Below are 24,385 nucleotides of genomic sequence, written 5' to 3' on the forward strand. Positions count from 1 at the left end.
GGGTTCGGAAGGTCACGACGAAAGTCGGGATCCGGGCACGGGACGGTACCGATGTCCCCGTTTCGGGTGACCCGCCTCACCCAGGAGGTCTCGGCCACGTGAACGAGGCCTGACCTGCAGGCGAACAGGGTGTCCCCAGGTGTCATAGGCATCACGAGTACGCGGCCGGGACTAGGCCAAAAGGCTACCCGCACGCTTACGATTCCCCTGTGACCACGCCTGTTGCACTCGCCCTGGCCGTCGGCGGACTGATCGTCGGTGTGGTTTTCGGCTTCCTGATCGCGAGGGGCCGCACCCGCCGCGAGGAGCGGCGGCCGACCGGTCCCACCGTGGCCGAACTGCTCGAACGCCTCGTGCGGTCCAGCAACAACGGCGTCGTCGTCCTCAACAAGTTCGGCGACATGGTCCTGCACAACCCGCGTGCCTACGAACTGGGGCTGGTGAAGGTCAACCAGGCCGATCCCCGGGCCCGCAAGGCCGCCGAGCAGGTGGTCGAGACCGACGAACCGATGGAGATCGACCTCTCCCCGCTGGAGGCGAGGGGGCGCCAGCCCGAGGCCGTCCTCGGCGAGGTCCGCCCGCTCGGCGACGGGTTCACCGTGGTCGAGGCCGTCGACCACTCCGAGGCGATCCGCCTCGAAGCCGTCCGGCGTGACTTCGTCGCGAACGTCAGCCACGAACTGAAGACGCCGGTGGGCGCGATCGCGCTGCTCACCGAGGCCGTCCTCGACGCCGCGGAGGACACCGAGGAGGTCCGCCGCTTCGGCGGCAAGATCCTCCGCGAATCGACGCGGCTCGGCCAGCTCGTCACCGAACTGATCGCGCTGTCGCGGCTCCAGGGCGCCGAGCGGCTGCCTGACCTGAACGTCGTCGAGGTCGACGCCGTCGTCCGCGAGGCGCTCGGCAGGACGACGCTTTCGGCGGAATCCGCCGAGATCACCATCACCACCGACGCGGCCAGCGGGCTCCTCATCGAGGGCGACCGGACGCTGATGGTCACCGCGCTGTCGAACCTGCTGGAGAACGCCGTCGCGTACTCGCAGCCGGGCAGCCCGGTGTCGATCAGCAGGCGGCTGGTCGACGGGAAGGTCGAGATCGCGGTGACCGACCGCGGTATCGGTATCGCCGAGGACGAGCAGCAGCGTGTCTTCGAGCGGTTCTACCGCGCGGACAAGGCACGGTCGCGGGCGACCGGCGGCACCGGGCTGGGGCTGGCGATCGTCAAGCACGTGGCCGCCAACCACGGCGGTTCGGTCGGCCTGTGGAGCCGCCCCGGCACCGGGTCGACCTTCACCCTGCGGATCCCCGCGCACATCCCCGCCGAACCGGCCGCGCCCGCGAAACAGGCTCCGCCGGCGTCCCGGCCGGAGAAGACCCCCGAGCGGACACCCCGTCTCGTGGCAACAGGGCAAGAAAGCCCCGACCATGGAGGAAACCTGTGACGAGGGTTCTCATCGTCGAGGACGAAGAGTCGTTCGCCGACCCGCTCGCGTTCTTGCTCCGCAAAGAGGGCTTCACCGCCGCCGTCGCCGTGACGGGGCAGCAGGCACTCGAGGAGTTCGACCGCAACGGCGCCGACATCGTCCTGCTCGATCTCATGCTCCCCGGGATGAGCGGCACCGACGTCTGCAAGCAGCTCAGGCAGCGTTCCGCCGTGCCGGTGATCATGGTGACCGCGCGCGACAGCGAGATCGACAAGGTCGTCGGCCTGGAACTCGGCGCCGATGACTACGTCACCAAGCCGTACTCGGCCCGCGAGCTCATCGCGCGGGTGCGGGCGGTGCTGCGCCGCGGCGGTGAGCCGGGCTCCGAAGGCGATCTGGCGCCGCTGGTGCTGGCCGCCGGGCCGGTGCGGATGGACGTCGAGCGGCACGTGGTGACCGTCGACGGCCAGGAGGTCTCCCTGCCGCTCAAGGAGTTCGACCTGCTCGAGTACCTGCTGCGCAACGTGGGCCGCGTGCTCACCCGCGGGCAGCTGATCGACCGGGTGTGGGGCGCGGACTACGTCGGCGACACCAAGACGCTCGACGTCCACGTGAAGCGCCTGCGGTCGAAGATCGAACCGGACCCGGGTTCGCCCCGGCACCTGGTCACGGTGCGTGGCCTCGGCTACAAGTTCGAGACGTGAGATAGCGCGTGAAGGCCCCCTTCCCTCGGCTGAGCCGAGGGAAGGGGGCCTTCACGCGGAGCCGTGCGATACAGATCACGGTTACGGTTTCGTGACCTGACGTGGGGGCGGGTACCGTAGACGCTCGTGCGCCTAGGGGTACTCGACGTCGGTTCCAACACCGTCCACCTGCTCGTGGTCGACGCCCACCGTGGCGCCCACCCGACCCCGATGCATTCCGAAAAGGCCGTCCTCCGCCTCGCCGAGCAGATCACCCGCAACGGCGACCTGAGCCGCGCGGGCGCGGACAGCCTCGTGCGCGCGGTCGAATCGGCGAAGGCGGCCGCGGCCCGCCTCGGTTGCGAAGAGGTCATGGCGTTCGCCACTTCCGCGGTCCGCGAAGCCAAGAACGCCCCGAAGGTGCTGGCGAAGGTCCAGGAACAGACCGGCGTCGAACTCCGGGTGCTTTCCGGGATCGACGAATCCCGGCTCACCTTCCTCGCCGTCCGCCGCTGGTTCGGCTGGTCGGCGGGAAAACTGCTGGTCCTCGACATCGGCGGCGGCTCGCTGGAGGTCGCGATGGGCCGCGACGAGGAGCCGGATCTGGCCGAATCGCTGCCCTTGGGCGCGGGCCGGACCACCAGGACGCGGTTCCAGCACGACCCGCCCACCCGGTCGGAGCTGATCGCGACTTCGGCGTGGCTCGAAGAACAACTCGCCCCGCTCGCGAAGAAGGTCGCCAAATTGGGTGAACCCGATCGTGTCGTGGCGACGTCGAAGACGTTCCGGTCGCTCGCCCGGCTGACCGGAGCGGCGCCGTCGGCCAGCGGGCCGCATGTGCGCCGTACCCTGACCGACACCGCGTTGCGCCAGCTCATCGCGTTCATCTCCCGGATGACCGCCCATGACCTGGCACAACTCGAGGGGGTCAGCGCGAGCAGGGCGCATCAGCTGGTGGCGGGCGCGCTCGTCGCACAAGCCACCATGCGGGCGCTTTCCCTGGAAGAACTGGAGATCTGTCCGTGGGCGCTGCGAGAAGGTGTCATCCTTCGACGGCTGGACCATTCGAACGGTGCGGACGAGACTGTGGGCGGCAGCGCCCGACTGGACTTAGTCGACGGAGAACGGGCACGGTGAAGAGGTGACGGAAATGCGGATGACGGTGGATAGCGCGCGCGACGCCGCCCATGCCCCGTCGCGTGCCGGTTCGCAACGGCCGGAGCGCGCATTGGACTGCACGGTATGACGGACGAGACAGAGAGCGGCCAGCCACAGAAGACCGTGGCGGAGCTGCTCGCGCAGCACGGAGCCCAGCCCGAGGGCGGGCGCCGCAGGCGACGCCGCGCGGCCGACGACGACGAGGCTCCCGAGCCCGCCCGCGGACGGCGCGCGCCGTCCCCGAGCGACACCGCGCCCCAGGCGATCATCGACAGGGTGTCCGGCGACACCCCGCCGCCGCTCAACCGTCCGCCGCGCCGCTCGCGGCCGCAGGACTCCGCACCGCGTCCGCTCCCGCAGCCGCAGCAGGACTCCGGTCCGCGTCCGCTTCCGCCGCAGGACTCCGCGCCGCTGCCGGTGCCGCCGGACGTCGCGTCCACCCCGACCCGGCAGACGCCGCCGGTGCGCCCGCCGCAGGAGCAGAGCGGCTATCAGCAGCGTCCGCCGCAGCAGTCGGGTCAGTTCGCGCGGCCGACGCCGCCGCAGGAGCAGAGCGGTTACCAGCAGCGTCCGCCGCAGCCGCCGCAGCAGTCGGGTCAGTTCGCGCGGCCGACGCCGCCGCAGGAACAGTCCGGCTACCAGCAGCGTCCGCCGGACTCCGAGGGACTGCCGCCGCGTGGCCGTCCCCGCCCGGAGGAGACCCGCGGCGCGGTGCCGCCGGTCCGCCGCCGCCCCGAGCCGCCCGCCGGACCTCCGTCGTCCGGGCTGTCGGCGAGGCTCGACGGCGCCCTCGGTGGCACTGATGCCCCGGCCGAAGACGTGCAGGACCAGCCGGGTCCGATGGCCAGCGGCGCGTTCGCGACGCCGCCCGCCCAGCCGGCGCGGCGCCGCCGTCCCGCGGCGCGCCCGCCTCAGCCGAAGGCCGAACCGAACACCGAACAGTTCGCCGCGGTCGGCGACGAGGCTCCGGCCGAACCCGAGGCACCCGCACCGGTGGAACCGCCGGCACCGCCCGCCGGCCTCGCCGGATGGCGCAAGCGCAGGCAGAAGGTGCAGTCCGAGGACACCGAGATCGGCGGGATCCCGCCGGTGCCGCCCCCGGTCGCGCCCGTCGAACCGGACGCCGACCCCGAGCCGGACCCGTTCGACGCCGGTCCGCCCACCATGGGCCACCCAGCGCCGATGCCGTTCGTGCCGCCGCATTCGCTCGACGACCGCGACCGGCAGGACAACCTCGACGAGTACGAGCGCGAGTTCGCCGACCCGGCGTACCCGGACGGCGGCCCGGACTTCGGCCGCGACGACTACGGCTACCGCGCCGACGACTACGAGGACGACTACGACGACAGCGTCGACGATGTCGTCGAGGACGACGAGCCCGCGGCGCCCGCCGAGAAGGTCTCGCCGGGCAAGCAGTGGCTGGCGCTGGCCGGTCAGCTCGCCCTCGGCGTCGTCGGCGGCGCCGGGGTCTGGCTGGGCTTCAACTGGCTGTGGGTGAACATCCCCGCCGCCGCGCTGGTCGCCGCGCTGCTGGTGATCGTCGCGCTGGTGTGGATCGTCCGGAAGATCCGCAAGGCGGAGGATCTCCAGACCCTGGTGCTCGCGGTACTGGTCGGACTGGTGGTGACGGTCTCACCGGCCGCACTCCTGCTGGTCGCGCGTTAGCGGCCTCGGGAAGGATGCCGGAATGGTTCAGCAGATTCCGGTAGGTCTCTCGACGGCGTCCGTCTGGCCGTTGCGGGCGGGCACGGCGTTCGAGCTGGCCGCCGACCTCGGCTACGACGGTGTCGAGGTGATGGTCTGGGCGGACCCGGTCAGCCAGGACATCTCCGCGCTGCGCCGCTGGTCGCGCCGCACCGGTGTGCCGGTGCTGTCGATCCACTCGCCCTCGCTGCTGATCACCCAGCGCGTGTGGTCGCCGGATCCCGAGGTCCGCCTGCGGATGTCCGTGGACGCGGCGCAGGAGCTCGGCGCGCGCACGGTCGTGGTGCATCCGCCGTTCCGGTGGCAGCGCCGCTACGGTGACGCGTTCGGTGACCTCGTCGACGAGCTCGAAGAGGCGAGCGGGATCGAGATCGCGGTCGAGAACATGTTCAAGGTCCGCCCGCCCGGCGGCTCTCGGACGTCCCGCGTGTCGGCGTTCCGGCCCTCGATCGACCCTACGGACGTAGGGTTTCGCCACTACACGCTCGACCTGTCCCATACAGCGGCAGCCGGGATGGACGCCCTCGCGCTCGCCGAACGGATGGGGTCCGGGCTCGCGCACGTCCATCTGGCCGACGGCACGGGCCTGCCGAAGGACGAGCACCTGGTGCCCGGACGCGGCATCGAACCCTGCGCCGAACTGCTCGAAAAGCTCGTGAACAGCGACTTCTCCGGACAGGTCGTGCTGGAGATCAACACCCGGCGCTCGCCGAGCGCGGCGCGGCGGTCGCGGGATCTCGCGGAGTCACTCCTGTTCGCGAGGCTTCACCTCGGTCAGTGACAAAGATCGTCTCCGGGTGCGGAGATTCATTCCTCACTGCGCCCGAGGCGCTGGTACACGTAAAGTTCCGACCGTGAACCAGCTGCGCTTGTTGATCTCCCGCACCCCGATGGATCGGCTCGTGGCCTGGGTCAGTGCTCGGTGAGCGCGGCCGACGACACGAGCACCTCCTTCGACGCGGCGTGCGCGACGAGATCGCTGGGTGACGGCACTTTCACGGCGGTCCTCCGGACCGAATGGTCGATCGGTGGACACCCCCACGGCGGCTTCCTGATGGCACTGATGGCACGGGCCGCCCTGACCTTCCTCCACGAACGCGGCGAGCCGCCGTCCGAGCCGCTGGCGATCAGCGCGGAGTTCCTGCATCCGCCGGCGGTGGGGCCGGTGCTGCTGCGCATGGACGTCCGGAAGGTCGGAAGGCGCGCCTCGGTCGTCGCGGTCACGCTGGAGCAGCGGGGCCGCAGTTGCGTCGAGGCCAGGGTGACCACCGGGCGGCTGCCGATGCGGCGTCCGGAGTGGACCGACGTCCCCACCATGCCCGCGGAGCCGCCGCCCGGCGCGGTACCCATGACCGGTGAGACCTCCGAAGGCCTGTTCAACCTCGCGAAGGGCTGCGAGGTCCGGCTCGATCCCGCGAGCGTCGGCTACCTGCACGGCCGGATCGGGGACCCGCCGAGGATCCGGCTGTGGGTCCGGCCGAGGCACGGGCTCGCGGATCCGTTCTTCGCCCTGCTCGCGAGCGACGTGAACCCGCCGGTGGTCTACAACCTCGGGCGGGTCGGCTGGGCGCCGACCGTGCAGCTCACCGCGTTGCTGCGCACGCGCCCGGCGCCGGGCTGGCTGCGGGTGATCGTGCAGAGCCAATCGGTGCACGAGGCCTGGTTCGACTCGGACGCGCTCGTGGTCGACTCGCAGGGCAGGCTCGTCTGCCAGGCGCGGCAGCTGGCGCTTGCCCCGGCGCCTGGAGCCTGACGGCGGTTTGGCACGCTGAATGACATGAGTGTGATCGCGGTTCTGGGTGCCGGGAAGATCGGGGAGGCCCTGCTCTCGGGCCTGCTGCACGGCGGGCACAGCCCCGCCGACCTGCTGTTCACCGAGCGGTATCCGGCGCGCGCGGCGGAGCTGACCGAGCGCTACGGCGTGCACGGGGTCAGCGTCGCCGACGCCGCCCGCCGGGCCGACGTGCTGGTCGTCGCGGTCAAACCGCAGGACATCGAACCGGTGCTGGACGAGCTCGCGCCGCTGCTCGGCACGGAGTCGCTGGTGGTCTCGCTGTGCGCGGGCCTGCCGACCGCCCTGTACGAGCGCAGACTGGCCGAGGGCGTCCCGGTGGTGCGGGTCATGCCGAACACCCCGATGCTCGTCGGAGAGGCGATGAGCGCGGTCTCCGCGGGCGCGCACGCGACCGCCGAGCACATCGCGGTGGTGAAGGACCTGCTGTCGCACGTCGGGCAGGTCGTCGAGGTGCCCGAGTCGCAGCAGGACGCCGTCACGGCGCTGTCCGGTTCCGGGCCCGCGTACTTCTTCTACCTGGTCGAGGCCATGATCGACGCCGGCATCCTGCTCGGCCTGCCGCGCGCGCTCGCCGGGCAGCTGATCATCCAGTCGGCGGTCGGGGCGGCGAAGATGCTCGCCGAATCCGACGAGCACCCGGTGCTGCTGCGCGAAGCCGTCACCTCGCCCGCCGGGACGACCATCAACGCCATCCGCGAGCTGGAGAAGCACGGCGTCCGCGCGGCGCTGCTGGCCGCCATCGAGGCCGCGAAGGACCGCTCGACCGAGCTGGGAGCCGCCCACGAACCCCGCAGTTAGTCCTCTGGATGCGGTAGTTCGCCGTCTGACTACCGCATCCAGAGGACGAAATGCGTAGTCGTACGGGCCCATCTCGGTGACTCGCGTCGCTTTAGCCACACGTGTCCCGCTACTCTCAGGAGAGCACGTGCGTGTCGATACCACAGGTGGGGAAGCCTCGTGGCGCGACACGTGTCGAAGGACACGGTGAATCATGCCGCCGAACAAGAAGGATGACCTGCCTTCAGTGGGCCAGGTCCAGTTCCTGACGGTCGCCGAGGTGGCCACGCTGATGCGGGTCTCCAAGATGACCGTCTACCGCCTCGTTCACTCGGGCGAGTTGCCCGCGGTGCGCGTCGGGAAGTCGTTCAGAGTGCCCGAAAAGGCCGTTCACGAATATCTGCAGGGCGCGTACTTCGACGTGGGCTGACGCCCGTTTCGCGGAGTACGACGTGCCCGCCCGAGGGCGTCTTCCGGGGCGCGAGTACCCTGGAAGACCGCTCGTGCCTGTGCGCTCCACCCGTTGGACGCTGCGCCGGGCAGCGTGACCGACGACGAAGGAAGGAGCGCTCACGATGGGCTCTGTGATCAAGAAGCGCCGTAAGCGCATGTCGAAGAAGAAGCACCGCAAGTTGCTGCGCCGGACGCGCGTTCAGCGTAGGAAGGCCGGCAAGTAAGACACAGCCGGTGAGTGGCCCGCCCAGTTTCTGGGCGGGCCATTCCCATTTCGTGGGCGGTTTCCGCCCATTCGAGTGAGACGTGCATCCCCTCTGCGAGCAGCGGGTTAATAGCATGTAAGCGCTGGCTCGACTACCCCTAATGAGCGGTAACATCTCAAGGGCAGCCGCGCGATGCTTCCAATGAGTGCAGGTTCGCGCACACACGGTCGATGGACCAGCGCTCAAGGTCATCAGGACCCCGTGATCGAAGTCCGAGAACCGCCCGAAAAGCCGCAGGGAGTCCTATGCCGTCGAACATCGTGCTCGTGACCGGGGTCGGGGGAGACCTTGGCGGGAAGCTGCTCGCCAGACTCGGCAACAATCCGGAGTTCGAGCGGGTGATCGGCGTCGACACCACGCCCCCGCGGAAAGCGGTTTTGCAGCGGATGGGCCACGCCGAATACGTCCGTGCCGACATCCGCAACCCGCTGATCGCCAAGGTGATCAGCACGGCCAAGGTCGACACCGTGGTGCACGCGTCCTGCACCGCGCATCCGGCGGGCCCCGCTCGCCGCACGGCGATCAAAGAGGTCAACGTCATCGGCACGATGCGGCTGCTGGCGGCCTGCCAGCGCTCGCCGCTCGTGCGCAAGCTCGTGGTGAAGTCGACGGCCGCGGTGTACGGCGCCGGAGCGCGCTCCCAGGCCGTCTTCACCGAGGATTCCGAGCTCATCCCCACCTCGACCAGCGGCTACGTGAAGGACGCCGTCGAGATGGAGGGATACGTCCGCGGGCTCTTGCGCCGTCGCCCCGACATCACGACGAGCCTGTTCCGCTTCGCCAACATCATCAGCCCGGAGATCGACACCGTGCTCTCGCGCTACTTCGCGCTGCCGGTCGTCCCTACCGTCTTCGGCTACGACGCGCGGATCCAGCTGCTGCACGCTTCGGACGCGCTGTCCGTGTTCGAGCAGGCGACGCTGAACGACAAACCCGGCGTGTTCAACGTCGGTTCGGAGGGGGTGCTCACCCTTTCCCAGGCGATCCGGCGAGCAGGCCGCGTCGGACTGCCGATGCCCAGTGGCGTCGTGCCGTCGGTCGGCAAGGTGCTGCGCGGAGCGAGGGTCGTCGACTTCTCCGCCGACCAGGTGCGGCTGCTGAACTTCGGCCGCGTCGTGGACATCACGAAGCTCAAGCAGGACTTCGGCTACACCCCGCGCTGGACGACGCGGGAAGCGTTCGACGACTACATCACCGGCCGCGGGCTCCGGCCCGTGGTGGACGGCGGCAAACTGGCCGGTTTCGCGGGCAAGGTGCTGGTGGCCGCGGCGACCGGGCAGGCGGTCCACCGATGAGCAGACCGCACGAGAACTCTCACGAAGGCGAGGCGGAAGACGTGAGCGGCGCTGAAGCGCAGGTCATCCCGTTGCACGGCCCCGGCAGAGAGAAGCCGGACCCGGCCGCCCAGGCGGAACGGGATCTTCGCGAGTCGGAAGAAGCGCAAGAACATCTGGAGCGGGAGCGCCGGGCGGACGCGCCCGTCGTCGACTTCCCCGGGGCGGCGCGCGTCGCGCCGGCCAGGACCCGTCCGGCCGACGCGGATCTCCTCCCGGCCTCGCTCAGGACGGCGCTGGGCTTCCTGCGTGACCGGTTGACCGGTGACTACACCGTCGACGAGTTCGGCTTCGACGCCGAGCTCACCGAGACCCTGCTGTTGCCGCCGCTGCGCGCGCTGTACGAGAAGTGGTTCCGCGTCGACACCTTCGGCGTCGAGAACCTGCCCGCCGACGGCGGCGCGCTGCTGGTGTCGAACCACTCCGGCACGTTGCCGCTCGACGCGCTGATGACCGCCGTCGCCGTGCACGACCACGTTCCCGGCGGCAGGCATCTGCGCGGCCTCGGCGCGGATCTGGTGTTCCAGGTGCCGCTAGTGGGCTCCTTCGCCCGTAAGTCCGGGCAGACCCTCGCCTGCAACGCCGACGCGGAACGCTTGCTGCGCAAGGGAGAACTCGTCGGCGTCTGGCCGGAAGGGTTCAAGGGGATCGGGAAACCGTTCTCGTCGCGGTACAAACTGCAGCGGTTCGGCCGCGGTGGTTTCGTTTCGGCGGCGCTGCGGACGGGCGTGCCGATCATCCCCGTGTCGGTCATCGGCGCGGAGGAGATCTACCCGAAGATCGGGGACATCAAGCTCCTCGCGCGCGTGCTCGGCCTGCCGTACTTCCCGGTGACGCCGTTCTTCCCGCTGCTCGGCCCGCTCGGCGCGATTCCGCTGCCGACGAAGTGGAGCATCGAGTTCGGCGAGCCGATCCGCACGGACACCTACGACGCGGACGCCGTCGACGACCCGATGCTGGTCTTCACGCTGACCGACCAGGTGCGGGAGTCGATCCAGCAGTCGCTGTACAAACGCCTTTCGCAGCGGAAGAGCGTCTTCAAGGGCTAGAACCGCGTCACTCGCGTGATCAGACCCGTAACTCGCGTGATTGGGGCCGTAACTCACGAGTTACGGCCCCAATCACGCGAATGACGGCTTCAGACACGCGAGTTTCGGTCTTGAGCACGCGAGTGCCGGGTCGGCGCTTCGCGTTGGGCAAGGCGGCGGGTTGCGAAAGCCACTTTCGCAACCTTCAACGTTGCGAAAGTGGTTTTCGCAACGTCGTCGAAGGCCTGGACCCGCATCCAGAGGACTGAATGCGTGGGTTCAGCGCTTCCGGTACGCCATCCCGGCCGCGACGGCGCCGGCCACGGCACCGACGCCGAGCACCGAGGGCACGCCGATCTTCGCCGCCTTGCGCCCGGTCCGGAAGTCACGGATCTCCCAGCCGCGCGCGCGTGCGACGTCGCGAAGGCCGCCGTCCGGGTTCACCGCGACCGCGGTCCCGACGACCGACAGCATCGGGACGTCGTTCTGCGAGTCCGAATACGCCGTGCAGCGCTTGAGATTCAGCCCTTCGCGTGACGCCAGCGCCCGGACGGCGTGAGCCTTCGCCCGGCCGTGCAGCAGGTCGCCGACGAGACGGCCGGTGTAGACGCCGTCCTTGGTCTCCGCGACGGTGCCCAGCGCGCCGGTGAGGCCGAGGCGCCGCGAGATGATGGCGGCGAGCTCGATCGGGGTGGCGGTGACGAGCCAGACGCGCTGGCCGGCGTCGAGGTGCATCTGCGCGAGCGCCCTGGTGCCGGACCAGATCTTGTCCGCCATCAACTCGTCGTAGATCTCTTCGCTGATGTCGGTCAGTTCCTGCACGGTGCGGCCGGCCACAAAGGACAGTGCGCGCTCGCGGTGGGTCTTGATGTCCTCTTTGTTCTCCCGGCCGCCGAGCCGGAATTTCACCTGCTGCCAGACGAATCCGGCCAGATCGGCGGAGGTGAAGAACTTGCGCGCGGCCAGGCCGCGGGCGAAGTAGAAGATCGACGCGCCCATCATCATGGTGTTGTCGACGTCGAAGAACGCGGCCGCGGTCAGGTCCGGCGGTGCGGGCGGCGCGGGCGGTTCGAGTGCTTCGGCGGACGCGGTCGCCATGGCGGCCTCGGCCGACGCCTCGCCCGCCAGCTCGGCCAGTCGTTCGAGCTCTTGACTCTTATCCTTGCCCCGCCAAACTGACACGCACACCGCCTCCGGAATCCCAGGTGCCTGTGCACAGCGTAGCGAGCGGCCGAGCACGCTGTCCCGGGTGTGGTGCCTGCCTCACGTGACACCGAGTCAGCCGATGGTTATCGGCGGTAATCCCGGAATCAGCGGCGGAATCGAAATGAGCGGCGGCTTCGGCGTGGTGGGGGTCGTCGGCAGCGGCGGCAGGTTCGTGGGGCCGGGGACGGGTACCACGGGCGGCGGCGTGCCTCCGGTCGGCGGCGCGATCGGTCCGGTCGGGGCCGCGGTGTCCACGGCGGACGACGGCGGCGCGGAGGACACCGGCGCCGGCGACCCGGTCGGTGCCGACGACGGCGGGGAAGACGTCACCGGCGGCAGGACCGCGTGGGGGGAATCGGGGTCGCGGACGCAGTCACCGGCGGCCGGGACCGCGCCCAGTTCGTCTGAAGAGCCCGTGGTGATCGTGTAGCAGACCAGCCGCGAGCCGAGATCCGTCGTGCGCTCCTGGACCTTGTCGAGCAGGGCACGCGCCGCGGAGAACTTGTCGCGCGCCTCGGCGGGCGCGTGCTCGACCTGGAGACCGAGCCGGTCGGACTGGTTCCGCGCCCAGGTGCGGAGCTCGGCGAGCCGGGTCTGGCCACCCTGATCGGTGACGAGCGCGGTCAGCCGCGAGACACCGGCGCGCAGATCCGTCTCGAAATCGGTGAGGCCGGTGAAGTAGGCGTCGGTGGGCGCGCCCTGCCGCGTCAGCTCGTCGAGCTCACCGACGCGGTTCGCGGCGAACTCCAGATGCTTCTTGGCCTTGTCCTGCTCGTCGAAGGTGAGCCCGAGCGCGGCCGATTCACCCGCTCGTTTGATGCCGTACAGCGGATCGCCCGGCAGCGCGTCCTTGGACAGCAGCAGGGTGATGCCGCCCAGGGCCAGCACGAGCGCGACGGCGGCCGCGGCGAGGTTGGCGACAACGTGACCGCGGCGCTTCGGCGCGGCTTCGGCCTCGGCGAGCCGTCCGGCGATCTCGTCACGGATGCGTTGCCGTGTCTCCGCGTCGGGGGCGCCGCCGGCACCCAGCTCGCGCAAACCGCCGACAAGGGCGAGCTCACGAGCGAACTCGTCGTCCTCCGGGGACGCGGTGCCGTCGACAAGGTCGGCGAAGCGGTCACCGTCCGCCCGCTCCCGCGCGAACCATCCCGGCACGCCCACGGCGAAGTCTCCATCTGCTCAGCCCGGTCCTGACACCGGTCTGGCTGAGAAAACGAGCGGGGACGCCCAAGGGTTACGGCAAGGCCCGGTGAGGGACAAATATGGGACTTTAACGCAATCCGGTGGGCAGAAGTTGTGCCAAACGGCGTACCGCGCGGTGCTGAAGGGCCTTGATGGCTCCTTCGTTGCGCTTCATGATCGCCGCGGTCTCGGCGACCGAAAGCCCCTGCATGAACCGCAGCACGATGCACTCGCGCTGATCCTCGCCGAGTTCGGCGACGCAACGCAGCAGTTCGGCCCGGGTGGCGCGGCTGATGGCCTGCTGTTCGGGCCCGGCGACCGCCTGCACGCCGACGTTCCCGATCGGCGCGCCGTTGGGCTCGGCGACCTCGTCGGTGACCACTTCGAGGCGGAACCGGCTCGACTTCACGTGGTCGAGGATGATGTTGCGCGCGATCGTGACGAACCAGGCGCCGACGTCACGCCCCTGGTAGCTCACCGACGTGATGCGGCGAAGCGCGCGGAGGAACGTCTCGCTGGTGACGTCCTCGGCGAGGTCCCGGTCGCCGAGGCGGAACAGGACGTAGCGGTAGACGACGTCTACGTAGCGGTCGTAGAGCCGCCCGAAGGCGGAGGTGTCGCCGCCCTGCGCGGCGCTGACCAGCTCCCACGCTTCGGCTTTCGCGGCTTCGGCGGCGTCTGAGCCTTCTTCCGCCTTGGGCCGGGCCGCGGGCGCCGCGGGGAAGCCGCTGCGGCGGAGGATGTGGCCCGCCAGCATCGAGACGGGGTTCGGCGCGGGAAGAGTCACGGTCCACCTCCCGTTCCGGACAGGGATGACCGGCCCGCATGTCCCACCGCCGCGTGGGCCTGCAAGATCTGCACGTCCGGACTCCCTTTCTCACCATCGAGTGATCAACACCACTCGACGACGCCCAGCAGCATACGTGTAGTTACCGCGAAGTAGGTAGCGGTGCCGGGGTTACGGAACTGCGACGAAAGCGAGTGACACCCATGACGGTGGCCGAGATGACAAACTGACAACGCCGTTTCACCGAGGGAAGAGGTTCGCAGTTGAGCGCGGAGCAGGTTGCCGAAGGAAGCGTGCCCACCTTGCTCGCCGAGGCCGCCCGTCAGTGGCCTGGCAAGGCGGCCGTCCAGGAGACCGGCGGCGGGGTCGCGCTGACCTGGTCGGAGCTCGACAACGCCGCCCACGCGCTGGCCCGCGCCCTGCTCGACGCGGGAATCGAGCGCGGCGACCGGGTGGCGCTGCGGCTGCCGACGTCGGCCGCGTTCGCCGTCTCGCTGTTCGGGGCGCTCCGGGCGGGCGCGGTGGTCGTGCCGATCTCGCCGCAAGGCCCGGCGGCGGAGCTGAAGGGGCTGCTGGAGCACAGCGGCGCACGCCTTGTCCTCGAACGCGAAGTCACCGAGGATCTCCCCGATGGAGTGACAAGCCTCTCACCGCCGGTTACCTCTGATGGAGCAGTCGAACCGGTCGACGCGTCCGGCGCGGGCGAGGACATAGCGGTCATCTCGTACACCTCCGGCACGACCGGCCCGCCGCGCGGCGTGATGCTGTCGCATCGGGCGCTGCTGGCGAACCTCGACCAGCTGAGCCGGATCGTCCCCACACCGCTCGTGCACGGCGACCGCGTGCTCATCACCATCCCGTTGTTCCACGTCTACGGCCTCGGTCCCGGCCTGCTGCAGACCACGGCGGTCGGCGCGACGGCGATCCTGTCCGAACGGTTCCTCGCCGAGCGCACGCTGGCCGACTGCGCCGAGTACCGGATCACGTCGATCGCCGGCGTGCCCGCGATGTACGCCGAATTCGCCGCGATGGACCCGGAAGAACTCGGCCGGGGCCTGTCCACCGTCCGGCGGATGACCTCGGGTGCGGCGCCGCTGCACCCCAAGATCCTCACCGCGCTCCGCGGCGCCACCGGCCTCGACGTCTACGAGGGCTACGGCCTCACGGAATGCGCGCCGGTGGTCACCACGACGCTGGTCACCGGCTACCCGAAGCCGGGTTCGGTCGGGCGGCCGCTGCCCGGCGTCGAGCTCCGGCTGGTCGACAGCGACGGCGACGCCGAACCCGTCCCGCTGGACCCGGACGATCTCGGCGACGCCTTCGACGAGGACGGCGGCACCGGCCTGGTGTCGATCCGCGGCGCGAACCTGTTCTCCGGTTACTGGCCCGACGGCTCGCACGGCCCCGACGAGGACGGCTGGTTCCGCACCGGCGACGTCGGCTACCTCGACACCGACGGCGACCTGCACCTGGTGGACCGCGCCAACGACCTGATCATCGTCAACGGTTTCAACGTCTTCCCGCACGAGGTCGAGAACGTGATCTCGATGCTGGACGAGGTCGTCGAGGCGGGCGTCGTCGGCGTCGTCGACGAGCGGACCGGCGAAGCGGTGAAGGCCGTGGTCGTCCCGGCGCCCGGCGCTTCGCTATCGGAGCAGCAGGTCGTCGAGCACTGCGCGGAGCATTTGGCGGGGTACAAGGTGCCGCACACCGTCGAGTTCGCGGAGTCCCTGCCGCATTCGGCCACCGGGAAGCTGCGCAGGATGCGCCTCAGGTAAAGATTGACGGCATGGCGCATCACGTGACCGTCATGACCCGCACGGGCTGCCACCTGTGCGAGGTCGCGGAACAGGACATCGAGCGGATCTGCGGCGAGCTGGGTGTCGCCTGGTCGGCGCAGGATGTCGACAGCGACCCCGAATGGCGGGCCGAATACGGCGACCGCGTGCCGGTGATCCTCGTCGACGACGCCGAGCACGGCTACTGGCGTGTCGAAGAGGACAGGCTCCGGAAGGCGCTGGCGTAACAGTCTCGTAAGGGCGATCGGGCGACCTCCGGGCGCATCCGTGGCGAAGATGGAGTCGTGGACGAACGCAGGCTCACCTCTTCCCAAGCCGCGCTGACCGGCCTTCTGTCGCTGGTGGCCGCTCTCGGCGTGGGGCATCTCGTCGCGGGTTTCGTGGGGTACACGGCCTCGCCGTTCGTCGCCGTCGCGAACTTCGTCATCGACCACAGCCCGCACGCGGTGGTCGCGTGGGCCGAGCAGACGCTGGAAACGTGGGACAAGTTCGTCCTCAAGATCGGCCTCGCCGTCGTGCTGGTGCTGTTCGCGCTGCTCGCCGGGCAGCTCTCGCGCCGCAATCCGCTGCCGGGCCAGGTGATCGTCGGCTTGCTCGGCGCGGCGGGTGTGGCCGCCGTCTTCGTGCGCACCGACCTCGGGCAGATCGCGCTGCTGGCGCCGGTGATCGCCACCGTCGTCGCGCTCGTCGTGTTCACCCGGCTGCATTCGTTCTTCCGCCCGAAGGTGTTCTTCGACGACCGCGAAGGCGAGGGTCCGGACCGGCGGAAGGTTCTGATCACCGGGGCCTCCGTCGCGGCGGGGGCCGGTGTCGCCGCGCTGACCGGCCAGATCGTCGGGACCAGGAAGAACGCCGAGGAGTCGCGGGCCGCCGTCGGCAGGCTCGTCGCGGCGAGGACCGCGCCGCCGATCCCGCCCGACGCGGACTTCGCGAAGCTCGGCACCCCGCCGTACCTCACTCCTTCGAAGGATTTCTATCGGATCGACACGGCGCTGGTGGTCCCGCAGGTCCGCACCGAGGACTGGAGCCTGCAGATCCGCGGGATGGTCGACCGCGAGGTCACCTATCGGTATGAAGATCTGCGCTCGCGGCCGCTGATCGAACGCGACGTCACCCTGTGCTGCGTGTCCAACGAGGTCGGCGGCCCGTACATCTCCAACGCCCGCTGGATCGGCATCGACCTGCGCGACCTGCTGAACGAAGCGGGCGTGAAACCGGGCGCCGAGCAGATGTTCGCGACCAGCGTCGACGGCTGGACCTGCGGTACCCCGGTCGAAGCCGCCCTGGACCCGCGTCGCGGCGCGATGCTCGCCCTCGGCATGGACGGCGAACCGCTCCCGATCGAGCACGGCTTCCCCGCGCGGATCGTGATCCCCGGCCTCTACGGCTACGTGTCCGCCACCAAATGGGTCACCGAACTGGAGATCACCACCTGGGAGGAGCGCCAGGCGTACTGGCTCGGCCGCGGCTGGGCCAGGGAAGCGCCGGTGAAGACGCAGTCGCGGATCGACGCGCCCGGCTCGGCGGTGAACGCGGGCAAGGTCGTGGTTTCCGGGACCGCGTGGGCGCAGCACACCGGCGTCGCGAAGGTCGAGGTCCGGGTCGATCAGGGGCCGTGGCAGGAAGCCGTCCTGTCTGCGGAGACGTCGAAGGACACCTGGCGGATGTGGTGGACCGAAGTCCAGATCGCCCCTGGTCAGCACGAGATCGCCGTCCGGGCGACGGACCAGTCGGGCTACACGCAGACACCGGAGCGGGCCGGAACCGTGCCCGACGGCGCCACCGGCTGGCACACGGTGTCGGTCAACGCGCGCTGAACCCGCGTGAAGGCCCCCTTCACGCGGCTCAGCCGAGGGAAGGGGGCCTTCACGCGGGAAATGCCGGGTGTGGGGTGCGTCATCCCCTCTACCTGTGACTTTGTGCCTGCGTTCACAAGTGGCTACCGTAGATACGTCGCCTCCGAAAGCGCCCGGCATCGAACCGGACTCAGCGCCGCGGGTCAAGAGCCGATTTCCAGGTTCGGGCGATTCATGTCGTCAGCAGGGACCAGAGGGAGCGGACAAGCGTGGTGTCGCAACGAGGCCGGCGTACCCGGGTGACACCGGACGCCGACAACGCGCCCACCGCGGAGATGCCGGCCGTCGAGGCCACCGCCGAACCCGAAGCGGTCCGCGCGAAGTCGATCCCCGAAGCCGCCGTCGCCCGCCTCGCCGTGTACCTCCGTGTCCTCTCCGGGCTGGCCGAGCAGGGCGCGACGACGATCTCCAGCGAGGAGCTTTCGCAGGCCGCGGGCGTCAACTCCGCGAAGCTGCGCAAGGACCTGTCCTACCTCGGCTCCTACGGCACCCGCGGCGTCGGCTACGACGTCCAGGTCCTGGTCAGCCAGATCGAGCGGATCCTCGGCCTGACCCGCAAGCACAAGGTCGCCGTGGTCGGTATCGGTAACCTCGGGCACGCGCTGGCCAACTACGGCGGGTTCCCCGGCCGCGGGTTCCCGGTCGAGGCGCTGTTCGACCTCGACCCCGATCTGGTCGGCGTCCCGGTCGGCGGCCTCCCGGTCTCGCATCTCGACGAGATCCCCAAAGTCTGCGCCGAACGGCAGATCTCCATCGGCGTCATCGCCACTCCGCCCACCGCCGCGCAGTCCGTCTGCGACCGGCTCGTCGCAGGTGGCGTGCAGTGCATCCTGAATTTCGCCCCGGTGGTGCTGCAGGTTCCGGCACATATCGAGGTGCGCAAGGTCGATCTCGCGGTCGAGCTGCAGATCCTGTCGTTCCACGTCGCTCGCCGCGCCGATCTGGCCGCTAACGGCAACGGCGGAGGAGACGGTGGCCCCGGGGGCGCCGACAATGGCAGCGTGAACGGCCACGGCAACGGAATGGTGGTGCGCTGAAATGAGCGTGTTGGCGGTCGGGCTCTCGCACCGCAGTGCCGAGCTGAGCACCCTGGAACGTGTCGCGGTCCCCGCGACCGACGTGACCAAGGTGCTCCACGAACTGCAGCAGGCCGAGCACGTCAGCGAGGCGATCCTCGTCTCGACCTGCAACCGCATCGAGGTCTACGCCGTCGTCGAGACCTTCCACGGCGGTCTGAACGACGTCTCCGACGTGCTGGCCCGCCAGGCCGGGATGCAGCCCGCGGACCTTTACGACTCGCTGTACGTGCACTACGCGGGCGCCGCGATCGAGCACCTGTTCTCGGTCACCTCGGGGCTGGACTCGATGGTCGTCGGCGAGACGCAGATCCTCGGCCAGATCCGGTCCTCGTACGCCACCGCGCGTGAGGCGGGCACCGTCGGCCGCACGCTGCACGAGCTGATCCAGACCACGCTGCGCGTCGGCAAACGCGTCCACACCGAGACCGGCCTCGACCAGCTGGGCGCGTCGGTGGTCTCCGAGGCGCTGGCCGCCGCGGGCGACATCGCCGGCAAGCACGCGCTGATCGTCGGCGCCGGGTCGATGGGCGCGCTGACCGCGTCCCACCTGCGTAAATCCGGGATCGGCGAGATCACCATCGCCAACCGCACCGAGGCCAGGGCCGCCCGCCTCGCCGCCGCGAGCGTCGAGCAGGGAGTGCCCGCCAAGGCCGTCCAGATGAGCGGCATCGCGGACGCGGTCGCCGAGGCGGACGTCGTCGTCTGCTGCACCGGCGCGCAGGCCGCGGTCTTCACCGCCGCGCACGTCCCGGCCCGCGCCGGGCGCCCGCTGGTCGTCTGCGATCTCGGCCTCCCGCGCGACGTCGACCACGACGTCGCCGAGCTGGCCGACGTCACCGTGGTCGATCTCGAGACCATCCAGCGCCGCATGCGGGAAGCGGGCACCCCGACCACCGAACGGCAGACCGCGAAGGCCACCGGCATCGTGCTCGACGAGGTGCGCGAGTACCTCGCCGGCCAGCGCAGCGCCGAGGTCACCCCGACGGTGACGGCGCTGCGGCGCCGGGCGGCCGAGGTGGTCGACGCCGAGCTGCTGCGGCTGGACAACCGCCTGCCGGACCTCGAACCCGGGGTCCGCGAGGAGGTCGGCCGCACGGTCCGCCGCGTGGTCGACAAGCTGCTCCACGCGCCGACGGTGCGGGTCAAGCAGCTGGCCGCCGAGACGGCCGACACCGATTACGCCAACGCGCTGCGCGAGCTCTTCTGTCTCGACCCGCAGGCGCCCGCCGCGGTGGCGAGTCCCACCGCGCCGAAGGGTGCCGGCGGTGAGCGCGGCCCGATCCCGGCCTCGGGAAACGACCCGTCGCGCGCGCTCCGGCCGGACGCCCCGCTATCGCGACGGCGGAGCGCCGAGTAATGACAAGCGAGTTCCAAGTGCACGGGCGCCCTGGCGGCGCGATCGCGGTCGCGCGCCGCACCGCGAAAAAGGACAGTGATCATCAGTGAGCAGAGTCATCCGCATCGGGACGCGCGGCAGCAAACTCGCCCTCGCGCAGACCGGCACCGTCGCCGACGCCCTGCGCGCCACCGGGGCCGAGGTCGAGCTCGTCACCGTGACGACCCCTGGCGACAAATCGTCCGCGCCGATCCCGACGATCGGGGTCGGCGTCTTCACTTCCGCGCTGCGCGAAGCCCTGCTGCGCGAGGAAGTGGACGTCATCGTGCACTCGTACAAGGACCTGCCGACGAAGCCGGAGCCGGGCATCACGCTCGCCGCCGTGCCGCCCCGCGAGGACCCGCGCGACGCGCTGATCGCCCGTGACGGGCTGACCCTTGGCGAGCTCCCGCCCGGTTCGACCGTCGGCACCGGCTCGCCGCGGCGGACCGCGCAGCTGCGCGCGCTCGGTCTCGGTTTGGAAATCGTGCCGATCCGAGGCAATATCGACACCCGCATGCGCAAGGTGAGCGACGGAGAGCTGGACGCCGTCGTCCTGGCGCGTGCCGGACTGGCCAGGATCGGCCGGGCGGAGGAGATCACCGAGACCCTCGACCCGATCCAGATGCTGCCCGCGCCCGCACAGGGCGCGCTGGCGGTGGAGTGCCGGACCGGTGACGTGGACATCGAGCACCTGCTCGGGTCCACAGTGGACGATGAAGGCACCCGTGCCGTGGCGACCGCCGAACGGGCGTTGCTCGCGGCGCTGGAAGCCGGGTGCAGCGCACCGGTCGGAGCGCTGGCGGAGATCGTCGAGGACCTGGACGCCGAAGGGCGGGTCGTCGAGCGGATCTCGTTGCGGGGCACCGCCGCCGTCGAAGGGGACGGGGACGCGGTCGACATGGTGCGCGCTTCCGCGCTCGCCGACAAGCACGAAGCCGATCAGCTCGGCCGGACACTGGCCGCCGAGCTGCTCGACCTGGGGGCCGGCGCGCTGTCCGGCCCCGCCCAGTGAGTCAGAACGTTGAAGGTAGGGCCGCGCTCGACTGCGGCCGCTCAAGAGGAGAACGCACAGATGACCCCCGCGCGTAAGACCACCGGGCGTGTCGCCTTCGTGGGCTCGGGCCCCGGTGACGCCGGTCTGCTGACCGTCCGCGCTCAGGAGCTGCTCGCCAAGGCCGAGGTCGTGGTGACCGATCCGGACGTCCCTGCCGGCGTCCTGGCCTTCGCCGCCGAAGGCGCCGAAGTGCGCCCCGCCGTCGGCGAGGCCACCGAGGTCGCCAAGGACCTGGTGAACGAGGCCAAGGCCGGACGGCTGGTGCTCCGGCTCATCGCCGGTGACCCGCTGACCCAGCCCGCCGTCGTCGCCGAGGTGCAGGCCGTTTCCCGGACCAGCGCCGTGTTCGACATCATCCCGGGCGTCTCGCCCGGCGCGGCCGTCCCGGCGTATGCCGGTGTCGCTCTCGGTGGCACGCACACCGAGGTCGACGTCCGCGGCGACGTCGAATGGGCCGCACTGGCCGCCACCCCCGGCCCGATCGTGCTGCACGCGACGTCGGCGCACCTGGCCGAGGCCGCGTCCGCGCTGACCGAGCACGGGCTGGCGCCGACCACCCCGGTCGCGGTGACGTCCAACGGCACCATCAACACCCAGCGCACCCTGGACACCACGCTGGCCACCGTCGCGAACGAGGCGGGCGAGCTCGTCGGCCCGCTCATCGTGACCATCGGCCAGGCCGTCGGCCAGCGCTCGAAGCTGTCGTGGTGGGAGTCGCGCGCGCTGTACGGCTGGAAGGTCCTGGTGCCGCGCACCAAGGAGCAGGCCGGTGAGATGGCGGAGCGGCTTCGCGGCCACGGCGCCACCTCGCACGAGGTCCCGACCATCTCGGTCGAGCCGCCGCGCAGCCCCGCGCAGATGGAGCGTTCGGTCAAGGGTCTCGTCGACGGCCGCTACCAGTGGATCGTCTTCACCTCGACCAACGCCGTCCGCGCGGTGTGGGAGAAGTTCGAGGAGTTCGGCCTCGACGCCCGCGCCTTCTCCGGCGTGAAGATCGCCTGCGTCGGCGAATCGACCGCCGCGAAGGTGCGCTCGTTCGGCATCATCCCCGAGCTGATCCCGGAGGGCGAGCAGTCCTCGGAGGGCCTCCTCGCCGAGTTCCCGCCGTACGACGACGTCCTCGACCCGGTCGACCGCGTGCTGCTGCCGCGGGCGGACATCGCCACCGAGACCCTTTCGGCCGGCCTGCGCGAACGCGGCTGGGAGATCGACGACGTGACCGCGTACCGCACCGTCCGGGCCGCGCCGCCGCCGGCCGAGACCCGCGAGATGATCAAGACCGGCGGTTTCGACGCGGTCTGCTTCACCTCGTCCTCGACCGTGCGGAACCTCGTCGGCATCGCCGGCAAGCCGCACACCCGCACGCTGGTCGCGTGCATCGGCCCGAAGACCGCGGAGACCGCCGTGGAGTTCGGGCTGCGGGTCGACGTCCAGCCCGAGAAGGCCGACGTCCCGCACCTGGTCGACGCGCTCGCCGAGCACGCCGCCCGGCTCCGTGCCGAAGGCGCGCTTCCGCCGCCGCGCAAGGCGAAGCGGGCCCGCCGCTCCTGACCGGTCGCTTGAAGTACGTGAAGGCCCCCTTCACTGCGCTAGACGCAGCGAAGGGGGCCTTCACGTACTTAGTGGAACTTCGCCGGGTGGGTAGCGGCCGGTCATAGCCTCGGTGATTCCGGCAGTCGCCGGGGAGTGATCATGAAATCTCTCGTTCTCGCCGTCGCCGCCATGGGTGCCGTGGCCTCGGATTTCCGGGTACGGCGGCCGCCGCCACCCCCGTCGAGGTCTGCGCCCCGGCCGGTTGCGCGGTCCAAGGTGTCCGACAGTTCTCCCGTCTCCGCCCTCACCGTGTGGTTCACCGAGTCCCCGGTGGGCAGGAGGCTCCAGATCGTCGTCGATGACGGGGTGAGATGGATCGACGCCGGGTTGTCGACCAGTGCGACCCGCTTGGTTCTGTTGAGGGTGTGTGGAAATTGGGACGTTGAGTGTCCCTATTTCCACACACCCTCCTGAACCGGTCGTGACAGGGACGGTCGCGCCGGACTGTGTGGATTTCAGGTCATCCAACGCACCGAAATCCACACAGTGACACAGTGAAGGACGCGGTCCGGCACCGCGCCAGAACACGGTTCAGTTGAAGAACTTCACGACCTCCGTGTACGCCAGGTACGCGAACATCGCCAGGCACACGCCCAGCAGCCCGTTCGAGAGCCACCGCGAGCGTCCTTCCCGTGGCACCCGCGAAGTGTTCAGCAGCACCAGCAGGGTCGCCGCCAGGAACGGCATGAACAACGCGCCCAGCACGCCGTAGATCACGGTGAGCTGGAAAGGCTGGTCCAGGAACAGCAACGCCATCGGCGGGAAGGTCAGCCACAGCACGTATCCCCGGTACGCGGCACTGCGCTCGCCGGCCTTCTTCTCATACGTCTCAACGCTTTCCGTCGCGTCCTTGGGCAGCCGCAGGATGCGCCACCAGTCCGCGAAGAGCAGGCTCACGCCGTGCCAGACACCGATCACCGACGTGAACGAAACGGCGAAGAAGCCGATGAGGAACGGGATCCGCGCCCATTGCCCGTAATCCGCGGCGAGGGTGTCGCCGAGGAACAGCAGGCCCTTGTCGCCCGAGATGATCTTCTGGCCCATCAGCAGTTCCGCGCCGACGATCAGCATGGCGATCACGAAGATCCCGGTCATGACGTACCCGACGGCGTTGTCGGTGCGCATCATCGGGAGCCACTTCGACGAGCGCCAGCCCTTCGCGAGCGTCCAGTAGCCGTACGCCGCCATGGTGATCGTGCCGCCGACGCCGCCGACCAGGCCGAGGACGTAGACGAGCGAGCCGTCGGGCAGGGTCGGGACGGCACCCTTGAACAGTTCGGCGAAGTTCGGCACGACGAGGATCGCGGTCCCGACCACGGTCACGAACATGACGCCGGTGAGCACCGTCATCAGTTTCTCGATGATCGCGTAGCGCCCGAACCACACCAGCGCGAAGCCGAGCAGACCGCAGATCATCGCCCAGTACCGCACCGAAAGCGCGGGGAAGAGGGCGTTCAGCGGCAGGCCCGACGCGGACATCGCGGTCGCGCCGTAGACGAAGCCCCAGATCACCGCGTAGATCCCGAAGTAGATCAGCGCCCAGATCCCCAGCGTCCGCCAGCCGGACAGGATCGTCCGGCCCGAGGTCAGATGCCAGCGGCCGACGGCTTCGGCCAGCGCGAGTTTGAAGATCGTGCCGACGAGCACCGCCCACAGCAGCGTGTACCCGAAGCGCGATCCGGCCACCATCGTCGCGACGAGGTCGCCCGCGCCGACCCCGGTCGCCGCGGCCATGATCCCTGGCCCGACCTGGCGCAGCCGTGCGCGCCAGCCGACGGGCGGTTCTTCCAGTTGGTCGGTCACCGTTGAGCTCGACATGCAGGGGAAGG

General features: G+C 70.1%; 22 protein-coding genes. 18 read left to right on the top strand and 4 right to left on the bottom strand.

What is annotated here, in order from left to right:
- Nucleotides 1–209 precede the first annotated feature (209 nt).
- From ACZ1DY_RS02980 to ACZ1DY_RS03030, 11 genes are all read left to right on the top strand, one after another.
- Complete coding sequence (locus ACZ1DY_RS02980; RefSeq protein ID WP_185927116.1) at nucleotides 210–1,442, top strand: sensor histidine kinase; 1,233 nt, start codon at nucleotides 210–212, stop codon at nucleotides 1,440–1,442.
- Entirely contained in the window at nucleotides 1,439–2,128 is a 690-nt protein-coding gene (locus tag ACZ1DY_RS02985) for a response regulator transcription factor (protein ID WP_034310560.1), read from the top strand. The genes ACZ1DY_RS02980 and ACZ1DY_RS02985 overlap by 4 nt, the downstream gene beginning before the upstream one ends.
- Before the next feature lie 126 nt (nucleotides 2,129–2,254).
- Nucleotides 2,255–3,244 (top strand): Ppx/GppA family phosphatase, encoded by a 990-nt coding sequence (locus tag ACZ1DY_RS02990; protein WP_126733210.1) that lies wholly within the window; start codon nucleotides 2,255–2,257, stop codon nucleotides 3,242–3,244.
- Nucleotides 3,245–3,349: 105 nt separating this feature from the next.
- Nucleotides 3,350–4,930, top strand: a complete 1,581-nt coding sequence (locus ACZ1DY_RS02995) for a hypothetical protein (protein WP_465483549.1) — start codon at nucleotides 3,350–3,352, stop codon at nucleotides 4,928–4,930.
- A gap of 22 nt (nucleotides 4,931–4,952) precedes the next feature.
- Entirely contained in the window at nucleotides 4,953–5,750 is a 798-nt protein-coding gene (locus tag ACZ1DY_RS03000) for a sugar phosphate isomerase/epimerase family protein (RefSeq protein ID WP_126733212.1), read from the top strand.
- A gap of 141 nt (nucleotides 5,751–5,891) precedes the next feature.
- Nucleotides 5,892–6,722: a thioesterase family protein gene (locus ACZ1DY_RS03005; RefSeq protein WP_465483550.1), complete on the top strand. Its 831-nt coding sequence runs from the start codon at nucleotides 5,892–5,894 to the stop codon at nucleotides 6,720–6,722.
- Between the two features lie 24 nt (nucleotides 6,723–6,746).
- On the top strand, nucleotides 6,747–7,562 hold the full coding sequence (gene proC, locus ACZ1DY_RS03010; protein WP_465483551.1) for a pyrroline-5-carboxylate reductase: 816 nt from the start codon (nucleotides 6,747–6,749) through the stop codon (nucleotides 7,560–7,562).
- A 193-nt stretch (nucleotides 7,563–7,755) separates the two neighbouring features.
- Nucleotides 7,756–7,971, top strand: a complete 216-nt coding sequence (locus tag ACZ1DY_RS03015; RefSeq protein WP_016330918.1) for a helix-turn-helix domain-containing protein — start codon at nucleotides 7,756–7,758, stop codon at nucleotides 7,969–7,971.
- A 145-nt stretch (nucleotides 7,972–8,116) separates the two neighbouring features.
- The gene (locus ACZ1DY_RS03020) at nucleotides 8,117–8,218 is read left to right on the top strand and encodes a 30S ribosomal protein bS22 (protein ID WP_007030867.1); all 102 of its coding nucleotides are present in this window, start codon (nucleotides 8,117–8,119) and stop codon (nucleotides 8,216–8,218) included.
- 287 nt (nucleotides 8,219–8,505) lie between these two features.
- Nucleotides 8,506–9,555: an NAD-dependent epimerase/dehydratase family protein gene (locus ACZ1DY_RS03025; protein ID WP_465483552.1), complete on the top strand. Its 1,050-nt coding sequence runs from the start codon at nucleotides 8,506–8,508 to the stop codon at nucleotides 9,553–9,555.
- A complete protein-coding gene (locus ACZ1DY_RS03030; RefSeq protein WP_465483553.1) occupies nucleotides 9,552–10,643 on the top strand; it encodes a lysophospholipid acyltransferase family protein in 1,092 nt (363 codons plus the stop codon). The genes ACZ1DY_RS03025 and ACZ1DY_RS03030 overlap by 4 nt, the downstream gene beginning before the upstream one ends.
- A gap of 258 nt (nucleotides 10,644–10,901) precedes the next feature.
- Here ACZ1DY_RS03030 and ACZ1DY_RS03035 read toward each other — a convergent pair whose 3' ends face one another.
- The 3 genes from ACZ1DY_RS03035 to ACZ1DY_RS03045 all read right to left on the bottom strand — a co-directional run bounded on the left by ACZ1DY_RS03035 (nucleotide 10,902) and on the right by ACZ1DY_RS03045 (nucleotide 13,797).
- Nucleotides 10,902–11,804: an HAD family hydrolase gene (locus ACZ1DY_RS03035; RefSeq protein WP_192747707.1), complete on the bottom strand. Its 903-nt coding sequence runs from the start codon at nucleotides 11,802–11,804 to the stop codon at nucleotides 10,902–10,904.
- A gap of 96 nt (nucleotides 11,805–11,900) precedes the next feature.
- Nucleotides 11,901–12,989, bottom strand: a complete 1,089-nt coding sequence (locus ACZ1DY_RS03040) for a DUF5667 domain-containing protein (RefSeq protein ID WP_465483554.1) — start codon at nucleotides 12,987–12,989, stop codon at nucleotides 11,901–11,903.
- Nucleotides 12,990–13,098: 109 nt separating this feature from the next.
- A complete protein-coding gene (locus ACZ1DY_RS03045; RefSeq protein WP_126733218.1) occupies nucleotides 13,099–13,797 on the bottom strand; it encodes a sigma-70 family RNA polymerase sigma factor in 699 nt (232 codons plus the stop codon).
- A 293-nt stretch (nucleotides 13,798–14,090) separates the two neighbouring features.
- Between ACZ1DY_RS03045 and ACZ1DY_RS03050 the strand changes: the two genes are divergently transcribed.
- From ACZ1DY_RS03050 to ACZ1DY_RS03080, 7 genes are all read left to right on the top strand, one after another.
- Nucleotides 14,091–15,575 (top strand): AMP-binding protein, encoded by a 1,485-nt coding sequence (locus ACZ1DY_RS03050; RefSeq protein WP_465483555.1) that lies wholly within the window; start codon nucleotides 14,091–14,093, stop codon nucleotides 15,573–15,575.
- Nucleotides 15,576–15,586: 11 nt separating this feature from the next.
- Nucleotides 15,587–15,823 carry a glutaredoxin family protein gene (locus ACZ1DY_RS03055; protein ID WP_038520134.1) on the top strand — a complete coding sequence of 79 codons (237 nt, stop codon included), beginning with the start codon at nucleotides 15,587–15,589 and terminating at the stop codon, nucleotides 15,821–15,823.
- Nucleotides 15,824–15,880: 57 nt separating this feature from the next.
- A complete protein-coding gene (locus ACZ1DY_RS03060) occupies nucleotides 15,881–17,413 on the top strand; it encodes a molybdopterin-dependent oxidoreductase (RefSeq protein ID WP_465483556.1) in 1,533 nt (510 codons plus the stop codon).
- Nucleotides 17,414–17,661: 248 nt separating this feature from the next.
- Nucleotides 17,662–18,489, top strand: a complete 828-nt coding sequence (locus tag ACZ1DY_RS03065; RefSeq protein ID WP_371878877.1) for a redox-sensing transcriptional repressor Rex — start codon at nucleotides 17,662–17,664, stop codon at nucleotides 18,487–18,489.
- Nucleotide 18,490: 1 nt separating this feature from the next.
- Nucleotides 18,491–19,888 (top strand): glutamyl-tRNA reductase, encoded by a 1,398-nt coding sequence (locus ACZ1DY_RS03070; RefSeq protein WP_465483557.1) that lies wholly within the window; start codon nucleotides 18,491–18,493, stop codon nucleotides 19,886–19,888.
- An 85-nt stretch (nucleotides 19,889–19,973) separates the two neighbouring features.
- Nucleotides 19,974–20,921: a hydroxymethylbilane synthase gene (hemC, locus tag ACZ1DY_RS03075; RefSeq protein WP_185927118.1), complete on the top strand. Its 948-nt coding sequence runs from the start codon at nucleotides 19,974–19,976 to the stop codon at nucleotides 20,919–20,921.
- Nucleotides 20,922–20,981: 60 nt separating this feature from the next.
- Entirely contained in the window at nucleotides 20,982–22,514 is a 1,533-nt protein-coding gene (locus tag ACZ1DY_RS03080) for a bifunctional uroporphyrinogen-III C-methyltransferase/uroporphyrinogen-III synthase (RefSeq protein WP_034310603.1), read from the top strand.
- A gap of 573 nt (nucleotides 22,515–23,087) precedes the next feature.
- Here the strand turns inward: ACZ1DY_RS03080 and ACZ1DY_RS03085 are convergent.
- A complete protein-coding gene (locus tag ACZ1DY_RS03085) occupies nucleotides 23,088–24,374 on the bottom strand; it encodes an Nramp family divalent metal transporter (protein ID WP_126733222.1) in 1,287 nt (428 codons plus the stop codon).
- Nucleotides 24,375–24,385 lie beyond the last annotated feature (11 nt).

This window comes from Amycolatopsis sp. PSD-21, from assembly GCF_055561455.1.